Below are 26,193 nucleotides of genomic sequence, written 5' to 3' on the forward strand. Positions count from 1 at the left end.
CGAATGTATTATTTAAAGCTTCATCAGCGACAAAGTCGCAACTCTTTGCCCTCTAAAATTAAGCATACCAATTATCTATTCTTTGCGTTTACATACAGTTTGCCAATAACTAACATCTATTTGAACTGCAGGAGCTTCTGAATAAAGTTTCTGTATCCATAAACAAAGCCATTCGATTCAGAATGGCTTTTATTTTTTTTAATTCTTATTGGCTTTATTATGTTCAGCCTTCATCAGCTCTATCCAGCGAATCATTTCTTTTATCTGACTTTCAGAAAGCACAGCTTTCGGATGTAGATAAGTATAAGACGTAAGCGGCATTTTTTTCTGCTGTACCTGATTAGCAACAGATTCTAATTTATTGGCCTGCTTACGTTGGCTGTAGCTCCCCCACTCATTAAAATTCAATTCTTCTTTTCCGTTTTTTATATGCTTTTCAATATAATATCCTAAAGGCTGTATATAAGAATAGAACGGATAATGCGTAGAATTGCTGTGACAGTCATAACAAGATTGCCTCAAAACAAACTGTACATTATCAGGAACTTTATAAACCTTTGAAATATCTGTTGAAGGAACCTGCCCGTAATCAATATTACGGGCAGGCTGAATGATCTGAATAAGTAAAAAAATGAGAACAAACCCTAAAAATATGCTTTTAATGTGTCGGTTCATTTCTTTTTACATTTTAAAATACTTTTTTTACAGAGCCACAGTTAATCATTTTCTGTCCCTCATATGGATTGACAATCTCCTCTGATTCGCTGATCCAGGTTCCACCTTTTCCGTTATTGTACATTGGACAGAAATCCTGGTATAATTTTAAACCGCCTGTTCCCTGTTCTTTTATTAAATCGGTGATATCATTACTCAGGGAAAGCAGATGTTCTCTCTGATGAGCTATATCATCAGGTTTTTCGCCTATATGTTCTGCGTTCTCTGCTGCACTTTCTATAATATCACGCAACTCAGAATTGTTTTTTGCATCGGTTGTACTGATGTCTATTTTCTTTAAGATGGAAAACAGGTTTTTAGCCGCATCGGAAGCTTTTTTAGAATCATCCTGAGCCAGGGCATTTTTAAGGGGAAGGTAACCTTTGATAACTTGCTGAATCGGAAAAGGTGAAAGCTCCTCTGCTTCTTTTTTATTTTCCAGATTTTCTTTTAGCTCCTGACTTGAAGTTTCGCCAGCATCAGTTCTTTCTATTGTTTTAATCTCCGGTTCAGCGGCTTTGCTTTCAGGTATTTTATGATCGGGTTTATTACAAGAATATAATGTAGCTCCCACAAACAATACGGTTATTATATTTTTCATTGTTTCTTAAATAATAGGGTTAAAAAAATTAATATGTTAAAGTGACACCTGCGCCCCAGCCCAGTTCGTTATCATAATTTCCTGAAAGAGACAGCCATTTTTGAACGATATATCTCAATCCGGTTGAAAACTCGCCGTCTGAGTTGACAGAAAAATTTCCTCTCAGCCTTCTTGAAAGTGGGATATCTTCGCGGCTCAATTCCAGTAGTACTTTTCCGTTCTGATCTACACTAGCATCAGCAGTAATCAGCATTGGCAGCACATACTGCATACCCACCATGAATGTAAACTTATTTTTGGAGGCTTTCTGCTGTCCGAACCAGGTCTTTTTACCATGAAAATCCGTTCCCATATCTTCTGCCATCTGTCTTTCCATGATCTCATGATTCTTTTGAACTCTGATTCCGGCATAAGGAAGCGCCCACTGGAATTTACCTAAAAAACGTCCCACTTTCGCACTTCCTTCGAAATGATCAAAGTTCCAGTTGGAATGAAACTCATTCAGGTTAGCCCATCTAGGCCCGAACATCGTCATCGTTTCTGCATGGATTCTATTGCTTGCTACATCCAGCATCGCCATAGAGCTTGTCATTTTATTATCCTGTATGAAATTTTTCCAGGCTAATTTCCTGTTGGGAAGCTGCGGATTGGGCTTTGAGTTTTCATAACTGAAGATTCTTCCCATTCCTGCCATCATATGATATAGAATATGACAGTGGAAAAACCAGTCTCCATCCTGATTCGCAGCAAATTCTATCGTTACGGTTTCCATTGGCATGATATCCACAACATTTTTCAATGGAGAATATTCTCCTTTTGAATTGATCAATCTGAAATCATGACCGTGAAGGTGCATCGGGTGACGCATCATAGAATTATTATACATCTTGATTCTCAGAACCTCTCCTTTTTTGATCAGAATTTTATCTGTTTCTGTAACCGTTTTGTTATCCAGTGTCCACAGATAATGGTTCATATTCCCTTCCAGTGTAAATTTCATTTCACGAATACTGTCTGTGGGAAGAATGGTTTTCTCAGGAGATTTCAAAATATTGTAAGACAGTCTTTTGATTGTTTTCTCTTCCTTCATATCCATTCCGGCATGTTGAGAATGATCCTCTTTCTGATCTTCCTTCGTCTTCACACCCATCATTTCATTGATGTGCTTCGCTGTAGTCTTTCTCTGGCTTTCGGATAATTCAGGGTACATCACTTCGTTCATATCCATCATCTGATTTCCCATCGTCATATTCATCGGTTTCATATTTCCGCTCATCTCCATCATACCGTTCATCATTTTCATGCCTTCAAAAAGCATCAGCCTTGGAAGGTTGGGCGCTTCAACCTTTTCTCCTGAACCTAGCCAGAGAGATGCGTGCCCTATTCTGTCTTCAGAAGTCGCTCTGAATTCAAAGCTTTTGTTTTCAGGAATGGTCACTTCAATATCATAAGTTTCAGAAACTCCTACAATCAGGCGGTCAACTTCTACAGGCATCACATCATTTCCGTCATTTCCCACTACTTTTATCTTTCCTCCACCATAGTTCAGCCAGAAATAGGTAGATGAACCTCCATTGGCAACTCTCAGTCTTACTTTATCACCAGCTTTTACATTAGAATAATCTGAACTTGGTGCGCCATTGATTAAGAATTTATCGTAATAAACATCACTTACATCCATGGCTTCCATTCTTTTCCATTCATTCAGGGCTTTTGTCCCTAAATTTCCGGATTTGATGGCTTCCCAGTAACTCTGTACGGCATTTTTCTTTACCGCATACCAGTCTGTATTGGCCATATGAAGCCTTCTTGCAATCTGCATCGGATCATCATCACTCCAATCTCCAAGTAATACCGGAATTTCAGCATTGTATGTTGTTTTCGGCTCACCCTCTCTTTTTTTGAAAACCAGAATGCCGTTCATCCCAATCTGTTCCTGAAGGGCTTCGTGCGAATGATACCAATAGGTTCCGTTCTGAGAAATTCTGAATTTGTATAAATGAGTTTCCCCGGGTTTTACAGGTTTTGTGGTAAGGTATGGAACACCGTCATGTTCATTGGGAAGAATCACGCCGTGCCAGTGCAGCCCTGTATTTTCCTTAAGCATATTGTGCAGGTAGATCTCTGCAGTATCTCCTTCAGTAAAATACAAGGTTGGAGCCTGAAGTTTACCATTGATTGCAATGGCTCTTCTGTTTTTTCCTGTAAAATTGACAATCGTATCTTTTACATAGAGATCGTAACGAACTGTTTTTCCTCCAAAAGTAATCTTTCCATTTTCTGAATTACGTTTTAAAACAGATTTTTCTTCTTTAGGATTTTCAGTCTGTGCATGGGAATGATCTTCTTTTTCTACCAGTTCCATGCCGCATTTCGGACATTTTCCCGGTTTGTCTGAAACTATTTCAGGATGGATCGGGCAGGTATACGTAGCCTGTTTCTGAGCTTTAGATTCCGATTGATTTAAATCCTGAGTTTTAGCCGGCAATACAGTCTTTGTTTCAGATTTAGCATCATTAATCTTTTTAGCCTCCGCTTTTTTCTCAACCTTTCTCTTATTTATTTTTGTTTCTGCAGGTTTTGCTTTAGTCTCTGTTTTAGGGGTAGGTTTTACTTCCGGTTTTGCTGCTACTTTGGGTTTTATAACCACTGTTTTTTTCACGAGAGTCATTCCGCATTTCGGGCAGTCTCCAGGCTTTGATGACACCACCTCAGGGTGCATCGGACAGGTATAATACGTTTTTGTAGTTTGTGCGAAAGTAAAAACAGAGAATAAAAGCATCAGAAACATTATAAGTTTTTTCATAATATTTCGAACTTTTTACAAGCTGCATGAATTAAAGTTAATTCTAATTTAAGCCATGCAACTCATTGTTTTTAATAATAATACAGCAATTAATTAATTTCTGACTTTACACTTCCGCAAGAAAGCATAGACTTCCCATAGTATGGGTTAGCGATCTGTTTTTCATCGCTTAGCCAGCTTCCGTCTGCCATTGGGCAATATTGAACGTAGATTGGTTTTTCAGAAAGTTTGAACTCTTTGGTCAAAGCAATCATATTGTCGGAAAGATTGAAAAACGTTTCTCTTTGTGCGGCAACTGTTCTTGCTTCAGAAATGGCAGAGGCATCTTTTCTGAGAATATTAAGGTTTCCTTCAGAAACAACTTTATAGTCGATGGCTGAAGCTGTTTTAATGAATTCTGTTGCTGCTTTTGAAGTTGTGTCAGCATCATCTGAAGCTAAAGCTGATTTAATAGCGATATAGTTCTGATACAGCTTAGTAACCTGAGCATCCTTTTTAGATTGTGCTGATAATGATACGATTGAGAATAAAGATAAGGCTGCTGTGATGATATATTTTTTCATTGTTTTAAATTTTAGAATTAATTTTTTAATAAAGAATAAGGGATAACGCATCGGTAGTGCGTTAGAACATGTCGTCTGTAACGGTATATGATTCATTATACCGGAAACGACTGACGGATTCTAAATTCTAAAATTACAATGATTAATGTAGATAGGGACCAGCCTGTATTCAGGCGGCGCATTAATCTGGATCTGTGTAAATTTCGTAGCTGAAAAAGACTTGTCAACAACTGGAAACTGATGTTTCACCGGAATTTCTGAAACTGCACTTAAGAAATCCACATTCAGATAATCTGATTTCTGTGAATCGTCTACTTTTACAATTTTGATCTCCGTTTTGCAGCATCCCTTTTTATCTTTAACGCCGCATTTTCCACAGATGTCATCTACTTTCTGGCTTACGGAAACAAATTCTTTCATGCAATAATGAATGCTAAATGCCGCTCCGGAAGAGAATCCGAAGTAGAAAATAGAAAACAATATGGCAAGAATCTTTTTCATTGGTAGGACAAAGTTAAAAATATCTGTGATACCGTTGTTATAAAATTTGGTAATGTTGTTATAAAATTCGGGTAAATAAAAAAGCTTCCAAAAAAATTTGAAAGCTATTATTTTACAGTTTGAATTCCAGTTTTACATTAAAGAAACGTCCTGTAAGACGTACCGGAACAGGATACATATAATTGCTGTTATAATCTGTGATCCATTGGTTCGCAACAGTATTGTTAATATTAAATGCATTGAACACCTGAACGCCTAATGTCAGCTCTTCAAAATTACCCCAGAAACCGGATCTCTTATTTTTTTCTTTTGGATCAATGAATACCTTTGTCAACCCTAAGTCTACCCTTTTATAGGAAGGAAGGGTCTGCTGATAATTATAAGCTGAGCCAAAATCCGGCTGTCCGTTACTGTTAAACATTACAGGAGCTCCTGTCGGTAATCCCATAGCGTACACCAGGGTAAGGTTCACACGCATACTCGGAAAGCTTGGCATATAGTCCTGATAGAACATCGCAAACCTCAACCTCTGATCTGTAGGTCTGGGAATATCTCCTCTTCCATCAATATTTTCATACACTCTGGCATAACTTGCAGACAACCAGGAATCTACACCCGGAACAAATTCTCCGAATAACCTGGTATCAATACCATACGCATATCCTTTTGAATTATTCTGCCCGGAATAACGAATTCTTACATTATCCATATAATATGGGATCAGGTTATCCATTTTTTTGTAATAAAGTTCTGTTGTCAGTTTGAATGGTCTGTCATACATCTGGAACTCATAATCATTGGCCAGAATAACCTGGATAGAACGCTGCGATTTTATATTAGAGTTAAAATTACCATCCAAATCTTTAATTTCTTTATAGAAAGGAGCCTGATAGTAGATTCCCCCTGAAATTTTGAACAACATATCGCTGTCCCAATCCGGTTTGATCGCAAACTGGGCTCTTGGTGAGAATATCGTTTCTTTATTGAAACTCCAGTTGGCAACACGTACTCCTGCATTCACAAACACTTTACTGGCTCCCCAGTAGAACTTCTGTGAATACTGTGCATATGCTGAAAGTCTTGTAGGCTCAATATTATTTTGCCCGGCAATATAATAAGCAAGCTTAAGATCTCCTGTGGTTCCTGTTCTCGGATCAATAACTTCCGGTCTTGGAAGGCTGTATCCTGCAGAGTCTACCAATTTCCATTCATTGGTAAGATCTTTCAGGTTTTCTTTTTCATATTTGAAACCTACTTCAAAATCTGTATTGACATTGGGTGAAAATTTAGCTCTGAATTGTGTTCCGTAGGTTCTTACAAACAAGTCGTTTCTGGCATGTTCTATTTGTCCTCCCACATCAAAAGACGTTACAGGCTGCTGCGTCACAGGATCAAAAGTTTGCAGCTCGTATGCTGACTGTATCGTGTAATATTCTCTTTCTCTGTTCTGATAAGCAAAGGCATCCAGGGTAAGCTTCCACTTGTCCGCCGGCTTATAGTTCATGGAGAATGTTCCCATCATATTTTTATATTGGTCATTTTCCTGACCTCCATAGCCGATATTTACGGTAATAGGCTGCTGAAGACTTCCGAAAGTAACACTTTTTGCTCTGGGGATCATCTCATAATCATTCTTGGAATAATATCCGATGAATGACATGGAGAATTTGTCACTGACATGATAATTGAGATAAGACTGGAAATCCCAATAGGTTGGATTAAAGTCTGTATCTTCTTTTAAGGTATTAAGAACAAGGTTGGTATTTCTGTATCTGCCAGAAAATAAAGCAGTAAATTTTTTATTTTTTGAAGCCAGACCTGTTGTAAGCCTGCCTCCGATTAAGCTTGCCTCTCCTGAAACTTCAAATTTTTCAGGCTCACGGTAATAGATATTCAAAGCAGAAGACATTTTATCGCCATACTTAGCTTCAAATCCTCCCGCAGAGAAATTCACTGCAGAAACCATATCCGGGTTGATAATACTCATCCCTTCCTGTTGAGAGTTTCTGATCAGGAAAGGTCTGTAGATCTCAATATCATTAATGTAAATCAGGTTTTCATCATAGTTTCCACCACGAACCATATATTGTGAAGACAGCTCGGTATTGGAGTTTACGGAAGGAAGTGTTTTAAGCAATCCTTCAATCCCACCATTAATTGAAGCTACTGATTTCGCTTCTTTCGCTGAAATCCTTACATTGGTAAGGTCATTGGTTCTTCCTGTTGCTTTTTTCTGGAAGACAACTTCCTCTATATCGGTTACTTTAGTGGTCGCTGTATCTTTTTTCCTTTGTTGGGAGAAAAACAGTACAGGGACCATAAGGCTTAGCGGTAAAACTAGTTTTTTCAAAAGAAATGTTTTAGAATTTCTAAAATTAATGTTTTTTTAACAATTACAAAATCGATTCTCTAATTCTTGTCAATTTTTGTAACAAATCTTCTAATAAATCTAATCTTAACATGTTGGCACCATCAGATAATGCCGTTTCCGGTGTAGGATGCGTTTCGATGAAAATTCCGTCTGCTCCCACTGCAATTCCTGCTTTGGCAACGGTTTCAATAAGATCTGGTCTTCCTCCTGTAACGCCTGAACTTTGGTTAGGCTGCTGCAGAGAGTGTGTAACATCCAAAATCACTGGAGCGTATTCTCTCATCGTAGGAATTCCTCTGTAATCTACGATCAGATCTGTATATCCGAAAGAATTTCCTCTTTCAATGATGGCTACTTTCTCGTTATTGGAATCTGTAATTTTCTGAACGGCAAACTTCATCGCTTCCGGAGAAAGGAACTGCCCTTTTTTCAAAGTCACACATTTTCCTGTTTGTGCTGCCGCCACCAATAAATCGGTCTGGCGCACCAGGAATGCCGGAATCTGTAAAACATCCACATACTGTGCTGCTAATGCTGCATGTTCGTTCTCATGAATATCTGTTGTGGTAGGAATATTGAACGTCTCTCCTACTTTTTTAAGAATTTCCAGAGATTTCTCTTCACCAATGGTTGTGAAAGAATCTACACGGCTTCTGTTTGCTTTTTTGAAACTTCCTTTGAAAATATAAGGAATATTGTATCTATCGGTAATACTGATTACTTTTTCAGCAATTCTTAATGCCATATCTTCCCCTTCAATAATACAAGGTCCGGCAATAAGGAAAAAGTTTTTTGAATCTTTGTGCGAAATATTATCTAAATACTGAATCATTTTTGTTGTAATTAAAAAGTTCAGTAAAAATACTGAGAAAGTTTCACAAATGGAAATTATTTGATTGCTTTAACAGGCTATGGCTGCAATAGTTTTTGGCTTTTGGATTTCTTATTATTTATTGATAGATGCTTCGACAGGCTCAGCATGACAGCTCTAATACTAGCTGTTAATCGGCACTGGATAAGTGATAAGTGATAGATGCTTCGACAGGCTCAGCATGACAGTTCTAATACTAGCTGTTAATCGGTACTTGATAAGTGATAAGTGATAATTGATGGATGCTTCGACAAGCTCAGCATGACAGCTCTAATACTAGCTGTTTTATTAATGTGAAAACTATAATACAAAGTATAAACCATCAATGTACAAACACCTACGTCGAGCCACATTATATTAACGTTATTTTTTAGCGGTGTCATGCTGAGCCTGTCGAAGCATTGCAATAATTATTTAGAATTTTTTAAAATTTTCTCATGCCTGTTCACCTTCCTGCTGGTAAACTGATCTTTAAGAGTTTTTTTGCCCAGTACTTTCCAAAGGTAGAATCTGTGTAGATCTGAGAAATCTGTGGGAAACTCTACAATAACTTATAAAATAGGTTTTGGCTGAAGCCAATGGCTGCTACTATTATGGATAAAGAGGCTGTCTCAAAAGTACCCCCTCTCTCGGACTCCTGCCTGACAACTTTTGTCATTTAGGAAATTCTCAGAGCGTTAATTTACCTTTTGAGACAGCCTCTTCCCTATTGAATTTCCAATAAATGTTATAATATCACTGGATAAGCTATATCCGAAGGATAATTCGTGTATTTTAATTCATCTTTTTCAGAATCTTCTCAAACGTATTCACATTCCTGCTGGTAAACTGATCTTTAAGGCTTTTTTTGCCCAGCACTTTTCCGAAAGTAGAATCTAAAGTATTTCCCTTAGGAATCTGCCAGTAAAATATACCATTGATAATTTCTGCTTTTTCATTTTCTGCCTGAGCGGCTTTTTGAAACTCCTCCATCAAAACTTTTTCCACGCCCGGAATACCGACAAAACTATAAATATGGAGACTCTCATTCTTTTCAAAAGGAATACTGTTCCAGAACACTTCTATCTCTTCCTGGGTTTTCACAAACAAAAAAGCTTCGTAAGAAAAATGGTCTGACATCGCTTTTTCAAGAATGGTTTTTAACTCCTCAACATTTTTATCTGAAGAAAACACAATATTTCCGGACGCCAATATTGAACTTACGTCTTTCATCCCCGTATCTTTAAAAACCTGGCAGACTTCCGCCATTTTCATATTGGTTCCTTTTACGTTGACGCCACGGAGAAAAGCACAGTATTTCATTTTTTTCAGGTATTAGGTTTGTTTTGAGTTTGAGGGTTTGAGGGTTTGAGAGTATTAGAGTGAAAGAGTTATTATAAAACTTTTTTTCTGAATACTTTCAGTTTTTAAATATTTTAATCTTTTAATCAATTCTAATGTACAAATTATAGTCTGTTCCGGAAGGTTTCAGATGGTAAATTTTTTCCAGAATCTTATGATCACTATTCAGATGATCTTTCACACGGAATTCCTTCAAAAGTTTATAATGGGTTTTATAGTATTCTGAATTGGCATTCTTTTCTTCATATAAATTCTGATAAGAAAGAAGATATTTCGGTTTTCTGTTTTTTACCGTGTTGATCCAGTAATTCGTTTTATCTTTTTTAATTTCCTCCTGAATCTGTTTATCAACCAATCCAACCTCATCAATCGTTTTTAATCCTGAGAAATAAGGAACATAACCTGCCGGCTCCAATAAAATCCATTGGTTTTTATCTTTTTCATATTGATTTAAAAAGGTACCAATCGTTCTGCGGTAGTTCCACTCTCCGTTTCCTGTTGCAATACAGTGAACAGTCTGGAAAACAAACATCGGGAAAATGTAGAATACAATTAATAATGAAAGCCATAGGTTTTTCTTCTCTTTCTGTTCCAGTACGAAAATAAGAACAGGAACAAAAAGTAAAAGCTGCGGCACCCAGTAATACCAGTCGAATAAACTTTTTTGAGAAATGAATATGATTTGTTTTGCCCATCCGAAAAGGAAAATCATCCACAAAAAGTAGTTTCTTTTTTCCCTTTGTCTGATCAGATAAATAAAACAAAGCAATTCAAAAATCAATACTACAATTGTCATAGGATTGAAATCTCCCGGAACTTTCAGCATTCCCCAGAAATTCCCAAAGCTTTTAAAGAAATACCCGATATGCTGCTGGATCGTAAAATTTTCACTGTAAAGTAATTTTTTTGCGGTAATGGTATTGTTCACCAGTTCGCCAAAGTAAAACCAGTTGAAAGCAACTGTTGATAAAACTCCAAAAGCTCCTCCAAAAATATAATTCCATCGTATTTTTCTGTTCCAGAACAGGTCCACAAGAAATACAATTCCAAGGAATATGACGGTATCAATTCTGGTAAACATGATTAAAACGGGAAAGAGTGTCACAACCCATTTTTTCCCTTTGTTAAATCCGTAGTACAGCAATGCCATCTCCAGAAAAAACAGAATTCCATATTCCATACCAAGGATTGAAATTTTAATGGCAGGCGGTAAAATACCGATCAGAAATATAAAGATTGCTTTATGCCATGGATTTTTTAAAACCAGATTAGACAGCCATAAAGTTCCTATGGTAAACAGTATGGAATTAAAAATCAAAAGAGGCTCAATAAAATTTTCTTTCCCAAAAACAAGATTGAAAATATAGGATACAAAAACATACAGATGTGTTGTAGATGCAGAAATTTTAGTATCTCCATTGAAGCCGATTACTCCATAATCCAATAGATTCTGGGCAACTCTCCAGGTGATAAACGCATCTTCCTGAATATAGTGCGTTAATAAAAAAAGAAGTTTAAAAAGAACCGTAGCAATGACGGCATACATTGGGAATTTGCTATTTTGTGTTTCGGACATTATGTATTTTTACTTTCACAAATATAATCTTAAAATTCAGGATTCCCAATAATAAAAAAAAACGGAACCGAAGTTCCGTTTTAAGTATTTTATTTTGTTGCTTTGATAATTGCAGTCGTAATCTGATTTTCCTTTTCTTTTGAATAGGTAGAATCATAAGGCTCCATCACATCAAATAAGTACTGATAGAAAGGTGTAATTTCCTGTACATTTTCAGACTCTTTCATCGCCTTATCTCTGCCCATTTCCTGAAGATCTTTGATAAATACATTGAACTTCTTGTCAATCGGCTCTATGGATTTTACCAGATAAGCATATGCTTTTTCTTTCTGTCCGATCTTTGTATAAGCATCTGTTACTGCAGAAACCACAAGAGAATATTCCATTGGTTTTGTTCTCATCTGTCTTCTCAGATAGCTTTGATCTGCTTTGGAAAGACTTAAATAATAATCATACTCTTCAAAGATTCCTTTTTTAAGCACTTCAGCAATCTGAAGACCTTTCTGCTCCTGTCCTGCAATAATGTATCCTGAAACAATTGAACTTAATGAACGGGGATCATTATATTTCTCTGCCGGAATTTCTTTGGCTGCAAGATCCAGAATTTCCAATGCTTTTGCTTTCTGTCCGCTTAATGCTAAAGCTGCTGCCGCTCTGCTTGCTGACATTCTGTAGCTGATGATATTGGAAGTAGCTGTTTCATCAAAGTGAGCATTTAAATTCTTAAAGTTCCCCCATCTGAAGTTTTTCACTACATTATAAAGAGAATTGGCATCTACTCGTCCCATATCTCCATCAGCGCTCGGAGGCGTCTGGATAGGAATCAATCTGTAACTGAATCCGTCAAACTGAAGGTAATCGTTCAGATAGAAAATATTCTCACTGTCATAAATACCTCCTGATGAGAAGTTGATCGGACGCTTCCAGTCGAAGTTCGCTAAAAGATCCATCAGGATCAGGTTGTTTTTATACAATGTATTTCCTTTGTAAGTAATCATGATCTGATTAGCAACATTCGGAAGATCTTCTTTGTTGATGATGCCTGCTTTTAAAGCATTTTCTTTGTTAACAGGAAGGATGAATTTGTTTACCGGAAGGATATTGTATTTTTCAAATTTCTCTTCCCCGAAATACATTTTCAACAATTCGTCTTTTTCAGGAGATTTGAATTTAATAAATTCAATTGCCTGTTTCAAGGTTAAAGAATCCTGAGTAAGATATTTTCTGAACGACTGGAATTCTGTTTCCGGAGCTCCCTGTTCTTTCAACATAGAGAAAACACCTTCCCAATCTTCCTTCTTCATCATATAGATCTGGTCGTTTACACCATCTCTGTAATCATCATGCGTCAATTGGCTAGGGATTCCCATCGCATTGTATGTTCTTCTTTTGATCTGATCCAGATTCCATGGAGTTGAAGCAAGGGTAAAGTTAACCACCTTCACATCATCCCTGAACTGTTCCGTCTCCTGAATAGCCCAAACCGGGTAAGTATCGTTATCTCCGTAAACGAAAAGGATATCGTTTTTCGGCAATGATTTTAACACTGAATACGCATAGTCGTATGCAGTATATCTGTTGCTTCTGTCATGAACATTATAGTTCTGGAAGCCCATCATGAATGGTACTCCTAATAAAACCACTCCCAGAGCAACATTAGCCCCGTTTGATTTTATTTTAGATTGTAAGAACCAAAGAATGGCTCCGGCACCCAAACCAATCCAGATGGCAAATGCATAGAATGAACCTACCATTGCATAATCTCTTTCTCTTGGTTCAAATGGTTTTACCCCAGTGTAGAAGATAATCCCTACACTTGTTAAAATAAATAAAGATAACAGTGCATAGAATCTTCCGAAGTCTCTGTTCAATTGGAAGAAGAATCCGATCAAACCTAAAATTAATGGAAGGAAAAAGAATTTTACCGTACTTTCATTCTTAAATTTAGCAGGCATTTTATCCTGATTTCCTACCGTAGCATTATCAATGAAAGGAATTCCGGAAATCCAGTTTCCTTTTGTGCTTTCCATGTTTCCTTCAAGATCATTTTGTCTTCCTACGAAGTTCCACATCAGGTATCTTACAAAGTAATATCCGTTCTGGAAAGTAATAAAGTAATCCATATTCTGAAGGAATGATGGCTTCTGAACATTGATCAGATTATAAGGTTTTACTTTCAGATAATCTGAAGCAGTAATGGATTTGTCTTCATATTTAGCTCTCAGTTCATCAAAGATCTGCTTTGCCTGCGGATTGTCTGCCACATCTTCATTCGCATAGTTGAATGTAAAATCAGGAGCACCATACATAGAAATATAGTTCGCCATTACATCCTTATCCTCATTAAACATTCTTGGCATTAAGCTCACCTGAGACTTGTTGAATACATAATTGAAACGATCTCCGGTTTTTCTGTAGGTTCCCGTTTTTTCATCTTTTTCGTAAATTTCTCCGGTTTTCTGTGTCTTAAAGCTTCCGTCTTCGTTTTTCTCAATTCCGTTAGCATCAAGGAAAGCCGTATAGTTTTGTCCGTAAATAGTTGGCCAGTCACCATACTGCTCTCTGTTATAATAATCCAGCATACCAATTGCTGTATCCGGATCATTAAGGTTCATCGGCGGATTAGCATTCGCTCTGATAGGAATAACCATCCAGCAGGAGAATCCGATCATCATGAAAACTACAGATAATGCAGCCGTCTGATAAATGTTTCTTTTTGCCTTTCTTGCATATTTAATTAAGAAGTAGCAGATCGCTACCATTAAAATAAACGCTGCAATGGTTCCTGAGTGGAAAGGAAGTCCAAGACCATTTACAAAGAAAATCTCAAGTCTTCCGAACATCGTCATAATTAAAGGGAAAATAATTTTGAAAACGATAATCAAAATTCCCAGTGTAATAAGGTTTGCCCAGATAAAGTTTTTCCAGGTAAACTTGTAATTTCTTGCATAATATACCAGACATACTGCAGGAATTGCCAGCATACACATCATGTGTACTCCCACAGAAAGTCCTAAAATGAAGAAAATAAGAATAATCCATCTTTCACTGTCTCCCGCCTGATACTCATTCTCCCATTTGGTGATCAACCAGACCAAAAGCGCAATAAACATAGAAGCCATAGAGTAAACCTCTCCCTCTACTGCTGAGAACCAGAACGTATCTGAGAACGTAAAGCAAAGTGCTCCCACTGCTCCTGCAAATAAAATAGAGATTTCCTGATGTTTTGTAATTTCTTCAAAATCTTTGTTTAAAAGTCTTCTCACAAAATGAGTGATCGTCCAAAACAAAAATAAAATAGTCAGCGCACTGAACAATGCAGACATCGCGTTGATCACGATAGAATAGTTTTCGCCTTTCCCTAATGCAAAAATGGCTGCCACGGCACCCACTATCTGGAATAAAGCAGCTCCGGGAGCGTGCGTTACTTCAAGTTTTACTGCAGAAGAAATGTACTCGCCACAATCCCAGAAACTGAAATTGGGTTCTATGGTGGACAAGTACGTGAAGAAAGCAATAACGAAAATCACCCATCCTGAAACGGTGTTCCATTGCCTAAAAGTCCAATTTTTCATAGTATTAAATCAATTATGCGAAAATAAGGCTTTTATCTTATTTTATGCGGGTTTTAACAAAATTTAAAAATTTTGGCGTAGTATTTGCGATTATACTCGTGTCAAAACTGAAAATACGAAAATATTTTTTTACAAACTATGCCCCAGAAATCAAACAAAAGTTTAGTAATTATTTATTTTTTTGTATTTTTGCAGTCAGATTTTTATTGAAAATAACAAATAATGAGTAATGTTTACGATAATATTCTTGGCCTGATAGGACACACTCCGATGGTGAAGCTAAATACTGTGACAAAAGATATTCCAGCAACCGTTTATGCCAAGTTAGAATCATATAATCCTGGACATTCCACCAAAGACCGAATCGCACTTCATATTATAGAAAACGCAGAGAAAAAAGGCCTTTTAAAGGAAGATTCTGTAGTTGTAGAAACTACTTCCGGTAATACCGGATTTTCTATTGCGATGGTGTGTATCATTAAGGGATATAAATGTATTCTTGCAGTAAGTGATAAAACAAAACCTGAAAAAATTGCTTATCTGAAAGCATTGGGAGCTACGGTGTATATATGCCCGGCCAATGTACCGGCAGATGATCCAAGGTCATATTATGAAGTAGCTAAAAGAATCGCTCAGGAAACTCCTAATTCTATTTACATCAATCAATATTTTAATGAGTTGAATATTGATGCACACTATCAGACAACAGGTCCAGAGATCTGGGAACAGACACAAGGTAAGATCACTCACCTTTTTGCCTGCACCGGAACGGGGGGTACACTGTCTGGTTCTGCCAAATTTTTGAAGGAAAAAAATCCTGATATCAAGATAATTGGTGTAGATGCAGACGGTTCTATCCTTAAAAGCTACCACGAAACAGGAGAAATACACAAAGAAGATGTACATCCTTATCAAATTGAAGGAATGGGTAAAAACCTGATCCCTTCCGCCCTGCTTTTCGACAAGGTGGATGAGTTTGTAAGGGTAAATGATGAAATGTCCGCGTACAGAACCCGCGAAATCGCTTTGAAAGAAGCCATCATGGGAGGTTATACTACCGGAGCTGTAACCCAGGGATTAATGCAGTATGCCCAATCTCATGAACTTACAGAAAATGACGTAGTTGTTTTGATTTATCCTGACCACGGTTCCAGATACATCACCAAAGTATACAGTGACAAATGGATGGCTGAACAGGGATTTGTTAACAACTGTGTTCACAACTATGACGAAGTTTTCAAAACCGAGTTTATCAAATAAAAACGAATAAAATCACGATACAAATAAATAAAGCCTTTTGCGTATTCAGACAAAAAAGGCTTTATTACTTAAAAATTACGATACAATGTTGGATATTTTTGAAAGAATAAAAGAAAATCCAGGACCACTTGGACAATTTGCAGATTATGGTGAAGGCTATTTTATTTTCCCGAGATTAGAGGGACCTATCGGCCCGAGAATGCAATTTCAGGGGAGAGAAGTAATTTTCTGGAGTGCCAATGACTATTTAGGGCTGTGTAATCACCCTGAAGTAATAGAAGCGGATGCGAAAGCGGCTGCAGAATATGGAATGTTCTATCCAATGGGTGCAAGAGCAATGTCCGGAGAGACAGACCAGCACCTTCAGCTGGAAAGAGAACTGGCAGACTTCGTAAAAAAAGAATCAGCATACTTATTGAATTTCGGTTACCAGGGAATGGTTTCTACCATTGATGCTTTGGTAAGCAGAAATGATGTGATTGTTTATGATATGGATTCTCATGCCTGCATCGTGGATGGAGTAAGACTTCATTCCGGTAAAAGATTTACCTACAAGCATAATGATATGGCAAGTCTGGAGAAAAACCTTCAGAGAGCCACTAAAGTAGCTGAAGAAACAGGAGGTGGTATTCTTGTAATCACAGAAGGAGTTTTCGGGATGAGAGGACAGCAGGGAAAAATCAAAGAGATCTGCGATCTTAAATCCAAATATCAGTTCAGACTTTTAGTAGATGATGCCCACGGTTTCGGAACTCTTGGTAAAACAGGTGCCGGTGTGGGTGAAGAGCAGGATTGCAATGATCAGATTGATGTCTATTTCTCAACTTTTGCTAAATCTATGGCAGGTTTTGGAGCATTCCTTGCGGGTGACAAAGAAATCATCAGATATCTTAAATTCAACCTGAGATCACAAATCTTTGCAAAATCTCTTACGATGCCAATGGTAATCGGAGGATTAAAAAGACTGGAGCTATTGAGATCAAGACCGGAAATCAAAGCTAAACTTTGGGAGAATGTTTACAAATTACAGAACGGACTTAAAGAAAGAGGATTCAACATTGGAGACACGAATACTTGTGTAACTCCTGTAATGATGCAGGGAACTCCGGTAGAGGCTACTCTATTGGTAAAAGATTTAAGAGAAAATTATGGTATCTTCACCTCTGTGGTGGTATATCCGGTCATTCCAAAGGGAATGATTCTTTTAAGACTGATTCCTACCGCTTCTCATACTGATGCAGAGATTAATGAAACTCTGGCAGCGTTTGAAGCTATTCACGATAAATTAGTAGGTGGCTACTACAAAGAGCAGGAAGAAAAATTACTGCAGGAACAAGGATTAAGTTTTAAACCGATTTAATCTTAAAAAAATAAAGAAAGCCACTGATTGATTCAGTGGTTTTTTTGTTTAATAACTATAATGCACATGAAACTTAGAGGTTACACACTGGGAATTTTGTCGGCCGTTTCCTATGGTCTGATTCCGATTTTTATTCTGCCCGTAAAACAGGCGCACTTTTCAATGGATATCACGCTGTTTTACAGATTTTTCTTTTCAGCATTAATGGTGGGAGGATATCTGCTGTATTCAGGCGAGAGTTTTAGAATCAATAAAAAAGAGGTCTTAATCCTGGCCATCCTTGGAATCTGTTATGCCCTTTCTTCAGAGTTTCTCTTTTTAGGGTATGATTTCCTGACCCCCGGAATTGCCTCTACCGTTTTATTTATTTATCCGATTATTGTCGCATTGATCATGCTTTTCTTTTATAAGGAGAAGCTTACCAGATTATCCGGAGCTTCTTTACTTCTTGCTTTCGCGGGAGTTATTGTTTTATGTTTAAAAGGAAAAGGACTGGAAATCAACTTTGCAGGGTTGGGAATTGTCATGCTCAGTTCACTGTTCTATGCTTTATATATGGTTATCGTCAACAAGTCGAATATCAAGGTTTCCGGATTCAAGCTTACATTTTATTCAATGCTTTTCACCTCTTTGTTCTTTATGTCCAAAGCGGTCACAGCACACGCATCGTTTGCTATTCCTTCAACAGAGATCTTCATTAACTTCCTTATTTTTGCCTTTCTGACTACGGTGATCTCCAGTCTTTGTCTGGTATATGCTATTAAATATATCGGATCCACTCCTGTTGCTATTTTGGGAGCTTTGGAACCTGTAGTTGCTGTATTGATCAGTGTCCTGATGTTTCATGAAAAATTCACTCTGAATTTACTCATCGGGATTACTTTAATTCTTTTGGGAGTTACCCTGAATGTGATTGGAGACCAAAAGAAAATAAATCATATCTAAAATTTTTATTGACTGATATACAAAATAATACAAAAGCCGGACTTCTTGATGAGTTCGGTTTTTGTATGAAATAATCTAATTTTTCAGCTCAGGAAATCATCAAAAAGAAAAATATTTGAAAAAATACATCTCTTTCTGGCGTAACACAATTTATCTGACTATATTGCATCAGTCTATTAACAGGTGTTTCCCCCACCGAATAGATAATGTATATACTTTTAAAAACCGATGAAAGAATTGCAAAAACTGACCAAAGACCAATTATACAAACAACTCAAAGAAAAATCAGAAAATCTATACAGCATTGCTCACGAAGCCCTGGAAAACAATTTTTTCAATGAAAGCGGCATAGATGAAGAAAGTCTTAGTGAATTTCTCGAAATGCTGGACGATGAAACAGCAGAAAAGTTAAAGGACGCTTCCCTGTACATCAATAATGAAAATGATGCTCCTGAAATTGTTCTTATACAAAATGACAGCAATACTTCTCTGGAACTGATTACTTCCGAAGATGAAGGGTATAAAATCATTCTTATCGATGGTGATCTTCACTTATCGGAGAAACTTTTTGTGGAAGATTTTATTGTCCTTATTGTTACCGGTAATATCCAGGCAGAAAATATCATCATCAACGGTTCGCTGTATTGCGCTGGAAATGTTACCTCAAAAGTATTGTTTGGTGCTTCGGGGAATGATAATGAAACCTACATCGGAGGAAGCATTATGACTTCACTTATTGCAGAAAACGGACATTACACTGTTGCTGAAGGCAATATTTATTCCAGATACTTAATCAGTTTTCACAATGAGATCACAGGCAAAACCGGAAAGTTTATTGAAAATATCAGCCTGGAAAAACCCAGTGAAATTGAATTATTAAATCCGGCAATTCTTGATGAGGACGGATATTTTGATGAAGATGCTTTTCTGAACTTTATCGATAACAATGCTACTGATGCTTTGTTTAATAAACCCGCTGATTTATTCTAAAATACATTTTCAAGATTGAAAATAAAACAATTGTGATAAAAAGGATGTAATAAAGCAAACTTTTTCTGAAGACTTTTTCGGACTGCTTATAATCAGGAGAAAAAATTTTTTTCTAAAAAAACTTTAGAATAACTTTGCAAAAAATTTCTGTTGAAAGACCTGCTTCTTATTACTCCGCCTTTTACCCAACTTAATACTCCTTATCCTGCAACGGCTTATATTAAAGGATTTTTAAATACCAAAAATATTTCCAGTTATCAGGTAGATTTGGGGATCGATGTTATTTTGGAATTATTTTCAAAGGACGGAATACTCAAGGTTTTCAATAAAGAAATTGGTCTTCAGAACACCTCTGAAAATTCCCAGAGAATTTATGCCTTAAGAGAAGAGTATTTAAAAACGATAGATCAGGTGATTCCTTTTCTACAGGGAAAAACACCTACACTGGCAAGACAGATCTGCAGCATGAACTTTCTTCCCGAAGCTTCCCGTTTCAACCAGCTGGATGATATGGAATTTGCTTTTGGAAATATGGGGCTCCAGGATAAAGCCAAACATCTGGCAACTTTGTACCTGGAAGATATTTCCGATTATATTGTAGAAAATATTGATGCTGATTTTGGTTTCAGCAGATATGCGGAACGCCTTGGAAAAAGTGCTAATTCTTTTGATGAACTTTATTCAAAACTATCTGGTGAGCCTACCTTTATTGATGAATTTACGTTAAAAATTCTTCAGGAAAAAATAGAAACCGTACAGCCAAAACTGGTTTGCTTTTCAATACCGTTTCCCGGTAATCTGTATTCCGGTTTCAAATGTGCCCAATGGATCAAAAAGTATTATCCTCACATTAAAATTGCAATGGGAGGAGGATTTCCCAATACAGAATTAAGAGAAGTAAAAGACCAGAGAGTATTTGAATTTTTTGATTTTATTACTTTAGATGACGGTGAGCTTCCATTGGAACTTCTTCACCAAAATTTAGAAATTCCCGCAGGGGAAGGCGAATTTAAAAGAACTTTTCTTCTCGAAAATAATGAAGTTGTCTACAAGAATAATTCTAAAAGACATGACTTCAAACAGTCTGAAATAGGTACTCCCGATTATACAGATTTAAAACTGGATCAATATATTTCCGTTATCGAAATCGCCAATCCGATGCACAGTTTATGGAGCGACGGACGATGGAACAAACTGACGATGGCACACGGATGCTACTGGGGAAAATGTACATTCTGTGATATTTCTTTAGACTATATTAAAATCTACGAACCTATTTCTGCAAAAATTCTGGTAGACCGGATTGAAGAACTGATCCGTACAACCGGTGAAACAGGATTCCATTTTGTGGATGAAGCCGCACCGCCTGCCTTAATGAGAGAAGTAGCTCTGGAAATCCTCAGAAGAAATCTTGTGGTTACCTGGTGGACCAATATCCGTTTTGAAAAAAGCTTTACCCGTGATCTCTGCTATCTTCTGAAACTTTCAGGATGCGTGGCTGTTTCCGGTGGGCTTGAAGTAGCAAGCGACCGATTATTGAAATTAATTGATAAAGGAGTTTCCGTGGAACAGGTTGCCAATGTAACAAGAAATTTTACAGAAGCCGGAATTATGGTTCATGCTTATCTGATGTATGGCTATCCCACCCAAACCGTTCAGGAAACTGTCGATTCCCTTGAAATGGTAAGACAAATGTTTGAAATGGGAATTCTTCAAAGCGGTTTCTGGCATCAGTTTGCGATGACCGCTCACTCACCTGTCGGGATGAGCCCGGAAGATTTCGGTGTAGTTCCGGTAAAACAGGAAATTTTGTTTGCTAATAATGATATTGACTTTAAAGATAAAACCGGAATCGATCACAATAAGTTCAGCTTCGGATTAAAAAAGTCTCTGTTCAATTATATGCATGGAGTCAATTTCGAACTGCCGCTTCAGGAATGGTTTGATTTTAAAATTCCAAGAACAACCATTCATCCGGATTATATTCACGACTGTCTTTTGGAAGATGGGCAGTTTCAGTTGAAGACCAATTCCAAAGTTGTCTTTTTAACCAAAAATGTAATCGCTGAGAATCGCGTAAAAAATAAAAAGAAATATTCTGGTACGTATACGCTTCTTACATTCCACTTAAAAACCAATATTGTGAAGGTGGAACTGGAACAGGAAAAAGCAGAATGGCTGATGAATGTACTGGAAGAAAATGCTGTTGAAAATTCTAAAAAACCTACTATTCAACAACTTAAAAATCAATTTGAAGAAAATTTCGATGATTTTGAGCTGTTCTGGTTCTCAAAACCAATGCAGCAATTGAAGGAAAACGGGGTGATTTTAAGTTTATAAAAAATTCCGTTTTTTTCTCAGGAATTTTTAAAATTGGTGAATTTTCCGTGAATTCTTATTTTTCTGAATGAATAAGACTTGTTTTGATTAAAATATAATCTCTCACAGATTTCACGGATTACACAAATTCAAATTTTTATTTAAGAGAATAAAATCTTCTATTTTTATACTAAGGAATCAAAAACCAATTTCTAGCTGCCATAGATAAACCGGCAAAATATTCCCCTCCTCCGGAGGGGTGGCAAAACATTCAAAGAATTTTTGACGGGGTGGTTTTAAAGTTTTGGCTAAAGCCGGATGAATTTGATCCATAATAAAAAAACGGGCTAAAGCCCGTTCCTATCGATAAAATCTGTATTACATTAATTAGGGGTCTCTTTTGAAACAGTACCTACGTTTACTTTTTCCTGTATTTTGATAAAATTGGGATCCATAATCGCCATACGCTCAGCCAATGCTTTGTAGGTCGGGAATTTCAGGATTGAAGCTCTTCCGGACATTTCTCTGTAGATGGTAAAAGACTTTCCTCCCGCTGTTTTCAGCTGTTTTGTTGTGGTAATATACCTTCCGATAAGTTTACTTTTAGCATCATAAATTTCAATATCAATAGGTGTTTTGTCCATAATGGTATCTTCCGAACCAAAACTTACCGGCAGATTGGTAAAATATCCCACCGGAACGCCATTACTAAGGATCTCTCCCACTTTATTGACCTCAATATTCATCTTGTCTATTTTCTTTCTGATTGCATAAGCATCTTTTGTCTTAGCATCCAGCTTCCTTTTGGGAACATTTGAAAAAAGCTCATCCAGGTTTTTAACATTGATCCCTTTGTTATCAATAATTTTAAGATCTTTAACTGAGGTAAAGACGGCAGATTTTTCTTCTCCGGAAAATGCAGAAGGTGACGAGTAATCAATTTCGATGGTTTTGTCCCTGTTATATACTCTGTTGACCATGATATAACTGTCGCGAACAGAATCCACGATGCTTTTATCAATGAATTTAATCGTATACATCGGGGTCTCTTTAAGATCCATAAACGTATATTCGCTGGATTTGTTGGAGAGCTTAGCTACCGGAATACCGTCAAGATTAATAATTCCTCTTTTGGTTTTGATATTCTGGGCATGGAGGAAAACACCCAGAACTGTAAATAATATGATTATGCCTCTCTTCATACAATCAGACTTTTACAAATAAAAAAAGTGTAACACAAAGTTACACTTTCTTGAAAATATATTTAGCTTTTCATTTAATTATTCACAAAGGATAATTCCTTTATTATGATTAAATTCTACAACACCGCTTTTGATAGCATAAGCAAAAACAGAGTCTTTTCCGGCTTCTTTAGTGAAGTTTTTAGCATAAGCCTCATCAATAGAATTAGCAAAAAGCTTTACATCACCTCCGATTAAAGAAGAAACAATTCCTGCGTGGTTTTTCATGATGTGAAATTCACCATTTTTTCCAGGCAATAATACTGAGTCTACTTCTCCTTCAAAAACTACGTATTCTGGTGTTAAAATTTTTATATTCATTTTAATTTAGATTTGAAGATTTCAGATTTCAGATTTCAGACAACCTTAAAGTCTCATGTCTGGTATCTGTAATCTTTATGTCTAATTATTAAGCGTTTTCAGCTAACATTTTTTGTCCTGCTTCGATAGCTTCTTCGATAGTTCCTTTCAGGTTGAAAGCTGCTTCTGGTAAGTGATCTAATTCACCATCCATAATCATGTTGAATCCTTTGATTGTATCTTTGATGTCTACCAATGATCCTGGGATACCTGTAAACTGCTCTGCTACGTGGAAAGGCTGAGATAAGAATCTCTGAACTTTTCTTGCACGGTATACAACAGCTTTATCTTCTTCAGAAAGTTCTTCCATACCAAGGATTGCAATGATATCCTGAAGTGCTTTATATCTTTGAAGGATCTCTTTTACTCTTTGAGCACAGTTGTAGTGATCGTGACCGATAACTTCAGGAGCAAGGATTCTAGAAGTAGAAGCTAGTGGATCTACCGCTGGATAGATACCTAATGAAGCAATCTTTCTGTCAAGTACCGTAGTTGCATCCAAGTGAGCAAACGTAGTTGCAGGAGCCGGGTCAGTTAAGTCATCCGCAGGTACGTATACCGCCTGTACTGAAGTAATTGAACCATTTTTAGTTGAAGTAATTCTTTCCTGCATCGCACCCATTTCAGAAGCTAGCGTTGGTTGGTAACCTACCGCTGATGGCATACGACCAAGAAGTGCAGATACCTCAGAACCAGCCTGTGTAAAACGGAAGATGTTGTCTACGAAGAAAAGTACGTCTCTACCTTGTCCGCTTTCTCCACCGTCTCTGTAGTACTCAGCCAATGTAAGACCAGAAAGTGCTACTCTCGCTCTTGCACCTGGCGGCTCGTTCATCTGTCCGAAAACGAATGCAGCTTTTGAATCTTTCATAGCTTCTAAGTCTACTTTAGAAAGATCCCAGCCTCCGTTTTCCATAGAGTGCATGAAATCATCACCATACTTGATAATACCTGATTCCAACATCTCTCTCAAAAGGTCATTTCCTTCTCTCGTTCTTTCACCTACTCCGGCGAATACAGAAAGACCTCCGTGTCCTTTTGCAATATTGTTAATCAACTCCTGGATCAATACTGTTTTACCTACACCGGCACCACCGAACAATCCAATTTTACCTCCTTTTGCATAAGGCTCAACTAGGTCGATTACTTTAATACCTGTAAATAAAACTTCTGCTGAAGTTGATAATTGATCAAATTTTGGAGCTGGTCTGTGAATTGGAAGACCACCATCCTTAGAAATATCTTGAAGTCCGTCGATAGCATCACCAACAACGTTGAATAGTCTTCCGTTTACAGCCTCTCCGATAGGCATCATAATAGGATTTCCGTATCCAATTACGTCCTGCCCTCTTTTAAGACCGTCAGTAGCGTCCATTGCGATACATCTTACTGTATCTTCGCCAATATGTTGTTCTACCTCTAAAACTACTTTTTCACCGTTTTCTTTTGTAATTTCTAACGCGTCATAGATTGCTGGAACAGCTTCCACATCTGTGAAGACAACGTCGATTACCGGACCAATAATTTGAGAAATTTTACCTTTAATTTGGTTTGCCATTGCTAAATTTTTTCTTGGTGCAAATATAGTGATTCTTCATAAACCCGCAATTGGTAAAAAAAAGATTTTTATCATGCTTTTGAAGAGAGGAAGGAGTTTGCTATTTACTATGTAAAATTCAATATTTATCATTATATTTAACAGCAAATATGCAATTCATTACTTTGTCATTATTATCATACAATATAATGCAGGATATTTTCAGAATTTTTCATTTTTAAATTTTCAGGTTCTCTCCGTTACATTAAAAATAAAGGTTTTATATTTGCAATCAAAATTTTTCCGTTTTGAAAGTTTTCAAGAATTTTACAGATTACTCCTCACAGAAGCCTCTAGCGTTGTCTTTAGGAATGTTTGACGGGGTACATCTCGGGCACAAGAGTATTATCGATGAACTGACTAAAATAGGTACAGAAAATAATCTGGAAACTGCAATCCTTACCTTCTGGCCGCATCCAAGATTTGTTTTTAATCCGAATGAAGATTTAAAGCTTCTGAATACACTGGAGGAAAAGAAACAACTTGTAGAGAAATATGGCATTGATAATTTGTTCCTGAAAGAATTTGATGAGGAATTCAGAAATTTAACCGGAGAAGAATTTGTACGTCAGATTTTAGTTGATAAACTTAATGTAAAGTATCTTATTATAGGCTACGATCATTCTTTTGGAAAAAACAAAAGCGGAAATTTTGAGCTTCTTCAGAAATTATCAAAAGAACTTGATTTTGAAGTAGAACAGATGGAAGCCATCAACATTCATGAAAACAATATCAGCTCCACAAAAGTGCGTAATGCGCTTTTAGCAGGAAATGTTAAAGAAGCAAATGAAATGTTGGGCTACTTCTACTCTGTTTCCGGAACTGTAGTTCATGGGAAAAAGATCGGAAGAACCATCGGATATCCCACAGCTAATATTGATACCGAATCGATCAAGCTGTTGCCTAAAAAAGGAGCTTATATTGTAGAAGTATTTGTAAAAGGCAACCAATATAAAGGAATGCTGAGCGTGGGAACCAATCCTACGGTAAACGGTGAAAAACTAACTGTGGAAGTTTATATCCTTGATTTTGATGATGATATTTATGGAGAAAAGATTACGGTAAGTTTCAGGGATTTTCTTCATGATGAAATCAAATTTGAAGGTCTGGACAAATTGATTGAAAGACTGGATGAGGATAAAAGAATAACAGAAAAATTTGATTTCTAAATATAGAGAAAGGCTATTCGGTGAGAATAGCCT

At 36.9% G+C, this 26,193-nt stretch carries 19 protein-coding genes; 6 read left to right on the forward strand and 13 right to left on the reverse strand.

Going from position 1 to position 26,193, the window contains the following annotated elements; all coding sequences use genetic code 11:
- Nucleotides 1-198: 198 nt before the first annotated feature.
- The 10 genes from V0410_RS04555 to V0410_RS04600 form a co-directional block, all read right to left on the reverse strand.
- Complete coding sequence (locus tag V0410_RS04555; protein WP_330746509.1) at nt 199-675, reverse strand: heme-binding domain-containing protein; 477 nt, start codon at nt 673-675, stop codon at nt 199-201.
- A 13-nt stretch (nt 676-688) separates the two neighbouring features.
- The gene (locus V0410_RS04560; RefSeq protein ID WP_330746510.1) at nt 689-1,315 is read right to left on the reverse strand and encodes a DUF3347 domain-containing protein; all 627 of its coding nucleotides are present in this window, start codon (nt 1,313-1,315) and stop codon (nt 689-691) included.
- Between the two features lie 28 nt (nt 1,316-1,343).
- A complete protein-coding gene (locus V0410_RS04565) occupies nt 1,344-4,121 on the reverse strand; it encodes a multicopper oxidase domain-containing protein (RefSeq protein ID WP_330746511.1) in 2,778 nt (925 codons plus the stop codon).
- An 89-nt stretch (nt 4,122-4,210) separates the two neighbouring features.
- Nucleotides 4,211-4,684, reverse strand: coding sequence for a DUF3347 domain-containing protein (locus V0410_RS04570; protein ID WP_330746512.1), 474 nt, complete (start codon nt 4,682-4,684; stop codon nt 4,211-4,213).
- Between the two features lie 120 nt (nt 4,685-4,804).
- Complete coding sequence (locus V0410_RS04575; RefSeq protein ID WP_330746513.1) at nt 4,805-5,185, reverse strand: HYC_CC_PP family protein; 381 nt, start codon at nt 5,183-5,185, stop codon at nt 4,805-4,807.
- A gap of 112 nt (nt 5,186-5,297) precedes the next feature.
- The gene (locus tag V0410_RS04580) at nt 5,298-7,535 is read right to left on the reverse strand and encodes a TonB-dependent receptor plug domain-containing protein (RefSeq protein WP_330746514.1); all 2,238 of its coding nucleotides are present in this window, start codon (nt 7,533-7,535) and stop codon (nt 5,298-5,300) included.
- A 43-nt stretch (nt 7,536-7,578) separates the two neighbouring features.
- Nucleotides 7,579-8,388, reverse strand: a complete 810-nt coding sequence (gene kdsA, locus V0410_RS04585) for a 3-deoxy-8-phosphooctulonate synthase (protein WP_330746515.1) — start codon at nt 8,386-8,388, stop codon at nt 7,579-7,581.
- 813 nt (nt 8,389-9,201) lie between these two features.
- Nucleotides 9,202-9,729 (reverse strand): DUF1697 domain-containing protein, encoded by a 528-nt coding sequence (locus V0410_RS04590; protein ID WP_330746516.1) that lies wholly within the window; start codon nt 9,727-9,729, stop codon nt 9,202-9,204.
- Nucleotides 9,730-9,850: 121 nt separating this feature from the next.
- Complete coding sequence (locus V0410_RS04595) at nt 9,851-11,344, reverse strand: hypothetical protein (RefSeq protein WP_330746517.1); 1,494 nt, start codon at nt 11,342-11,344, stop codon at nt 9,851-9,853.
- A gap of 89 nt (nt 11,345-11,433) precedes the next feature.
- Nucleotides 11,434-14,919, reverse strand: a complete 3,486-nt coding sequence (locus V0410_RS04600; RefSeq protein WP_330746518.1) for a glycosyltransferase family 117 protein — start codon at nt 14,917-14,919, stop codon at nt 11,434-11,436.
- A gap of 222 nt (nt 14,920-15,141) precedes the next feature.
- Between V0410_RS04600 and V0410_RS04605 the strand changes: the two genes are divergently transcribed.
- From V0410_RS04605 to V0410_RS04625, 5 genes are all read left to right on the forward strand, one after another.
- Entirely contained in the window at nt 15,142-16,179 is a 1,038-nt protein-coding gene (locus tag V0410_RS04605; RefSeq protein WP_330746519.1) for a PLP-dependent cysteine synthase family protein, read from the forward strand.
- A gap of 88 nt (nt 16,180-16,267) precedes the next feature.
- Nucleotides 16,268-17,539 (forward strand): aminotransferase class I/II-fold pyridoxal phosphate-dependent enzyme, encoded by a 1,272-nt coding sequence (locus V0410_RS04610; RefSeq protein ID WP_171006283.1) that lies wholly within the window; start codon nt 16,268-16,270, stop codon nt 17,537-17,539.
- Nucleotides 17,540-17,605: 66 nt separating this feature from the next.
- Complete coding sequence (locus V0410_RS04615) at nt 17,606-18,484, forward strand: DMT family transporter (protein ID WP_110010214.1); 879 nt, start codon at nt 17,606-17,608, stop codon at nt 18,482-18,484.
- Nucleotides 18,485-18,712: 228 nt separating this feature from the next.
- The gene (locus V0410_RS04620; protein ID WP_330746520.1) at nt 18,713-19,474 is read left to right on the forward strand and encodes a hypothetical protein; all 762 of its coding nucleotides are present in this window, start codon (nt 18,713-18,715) and stop codon (nt 19,472-19,474) included.
- A gap of 150 nt (nt 19,475-19,624) precedes the next feature.
- A complete protein-coding gene (locus V0410_RS04625) occupies nt 19,625-21,814 on the forward strand; it encodes a B12-binding domain-containing radical SAM protein (RefSeq protein WP_330746521.1) in 2,190 nt (729 codons plus the stop codon).
- 362 nt (nt 21,815-22,176) lie between these two features.
- On the opposite strand, the gene V0410_RS04630 is transcribed toward V0410_RS04625, so the two are convergent.
- The 3 genes from V0410_RS04630 to atpD all read right to left on the reverse strand — a co-directional run bounded on the left by V0410_RS04630 (nt 22,177) and on the right by atpD (nt 24,952).
- Nucleotides 22,177-22,995, reverse strand: a complete 819-nt coding sequence (locus tag V0410_RS04630; RefSeq protein WP_330746522.1) for a hypothetical protein — start codon at nt 22,993-22,995, stop codon at nt 22,177-22,179.
- A 78-nt stretch (nt 22,996-23,073) separates the two neighbouring features.
- Entirely contained in the window at nt 23,074-23,355 is a 282-nt protein-coding gene (locus tag V0410_RS04635) for a FoF1 ATP synthase subunit delta/epsilon (protein ID WP_062674884.1), read from the reverse strand.
- 88 nt (nt 23,356-23,443) lie between these two features.
- Nucleotides 23,444-24,952 (reverse strand): F0F1 ATP synthase subunit beta, encoded by a 1,509-nt coding sequence (atpD, locus tag V0410_RS04640; protein WP_062674887.1) that lies wholly within the window; start codon nt 24,950-24,952, stop codon nt 23,444-23,446.
- Nucleotides 24,953-25,239: 287 nt separating this feature from the next.
- Here atpD and V0410_RS04645 point away from each other — a divergent pair, with 287 nt between their 5' ends.
- Nucleotides 25,240-26,160 (forward strand): bifunctional riboflavin kinase/FAD synthetase, encoded by a 921-nt coding sequence (locus tag V0410_RS04645; RefSeq protein WP_330746523.1) that lies wholly within the window; start codon nt 25,240-25,242, stop codon nt 26,158-26,160.
- Nucleotides 26,161-26,193: the final 33 nt, after the last annotated feature.

This window comes from Chryseobacterium sp. CP-77 (assembly GCF_036362765.1).
Taxonomy (GTDB): domain Bacteria; phylum Bacteroidota; class Bacteroidia; order Flavobacteriales; family Weeksellaceae; genus Chryseobacterium; species Chryseobacterium cupriresistens.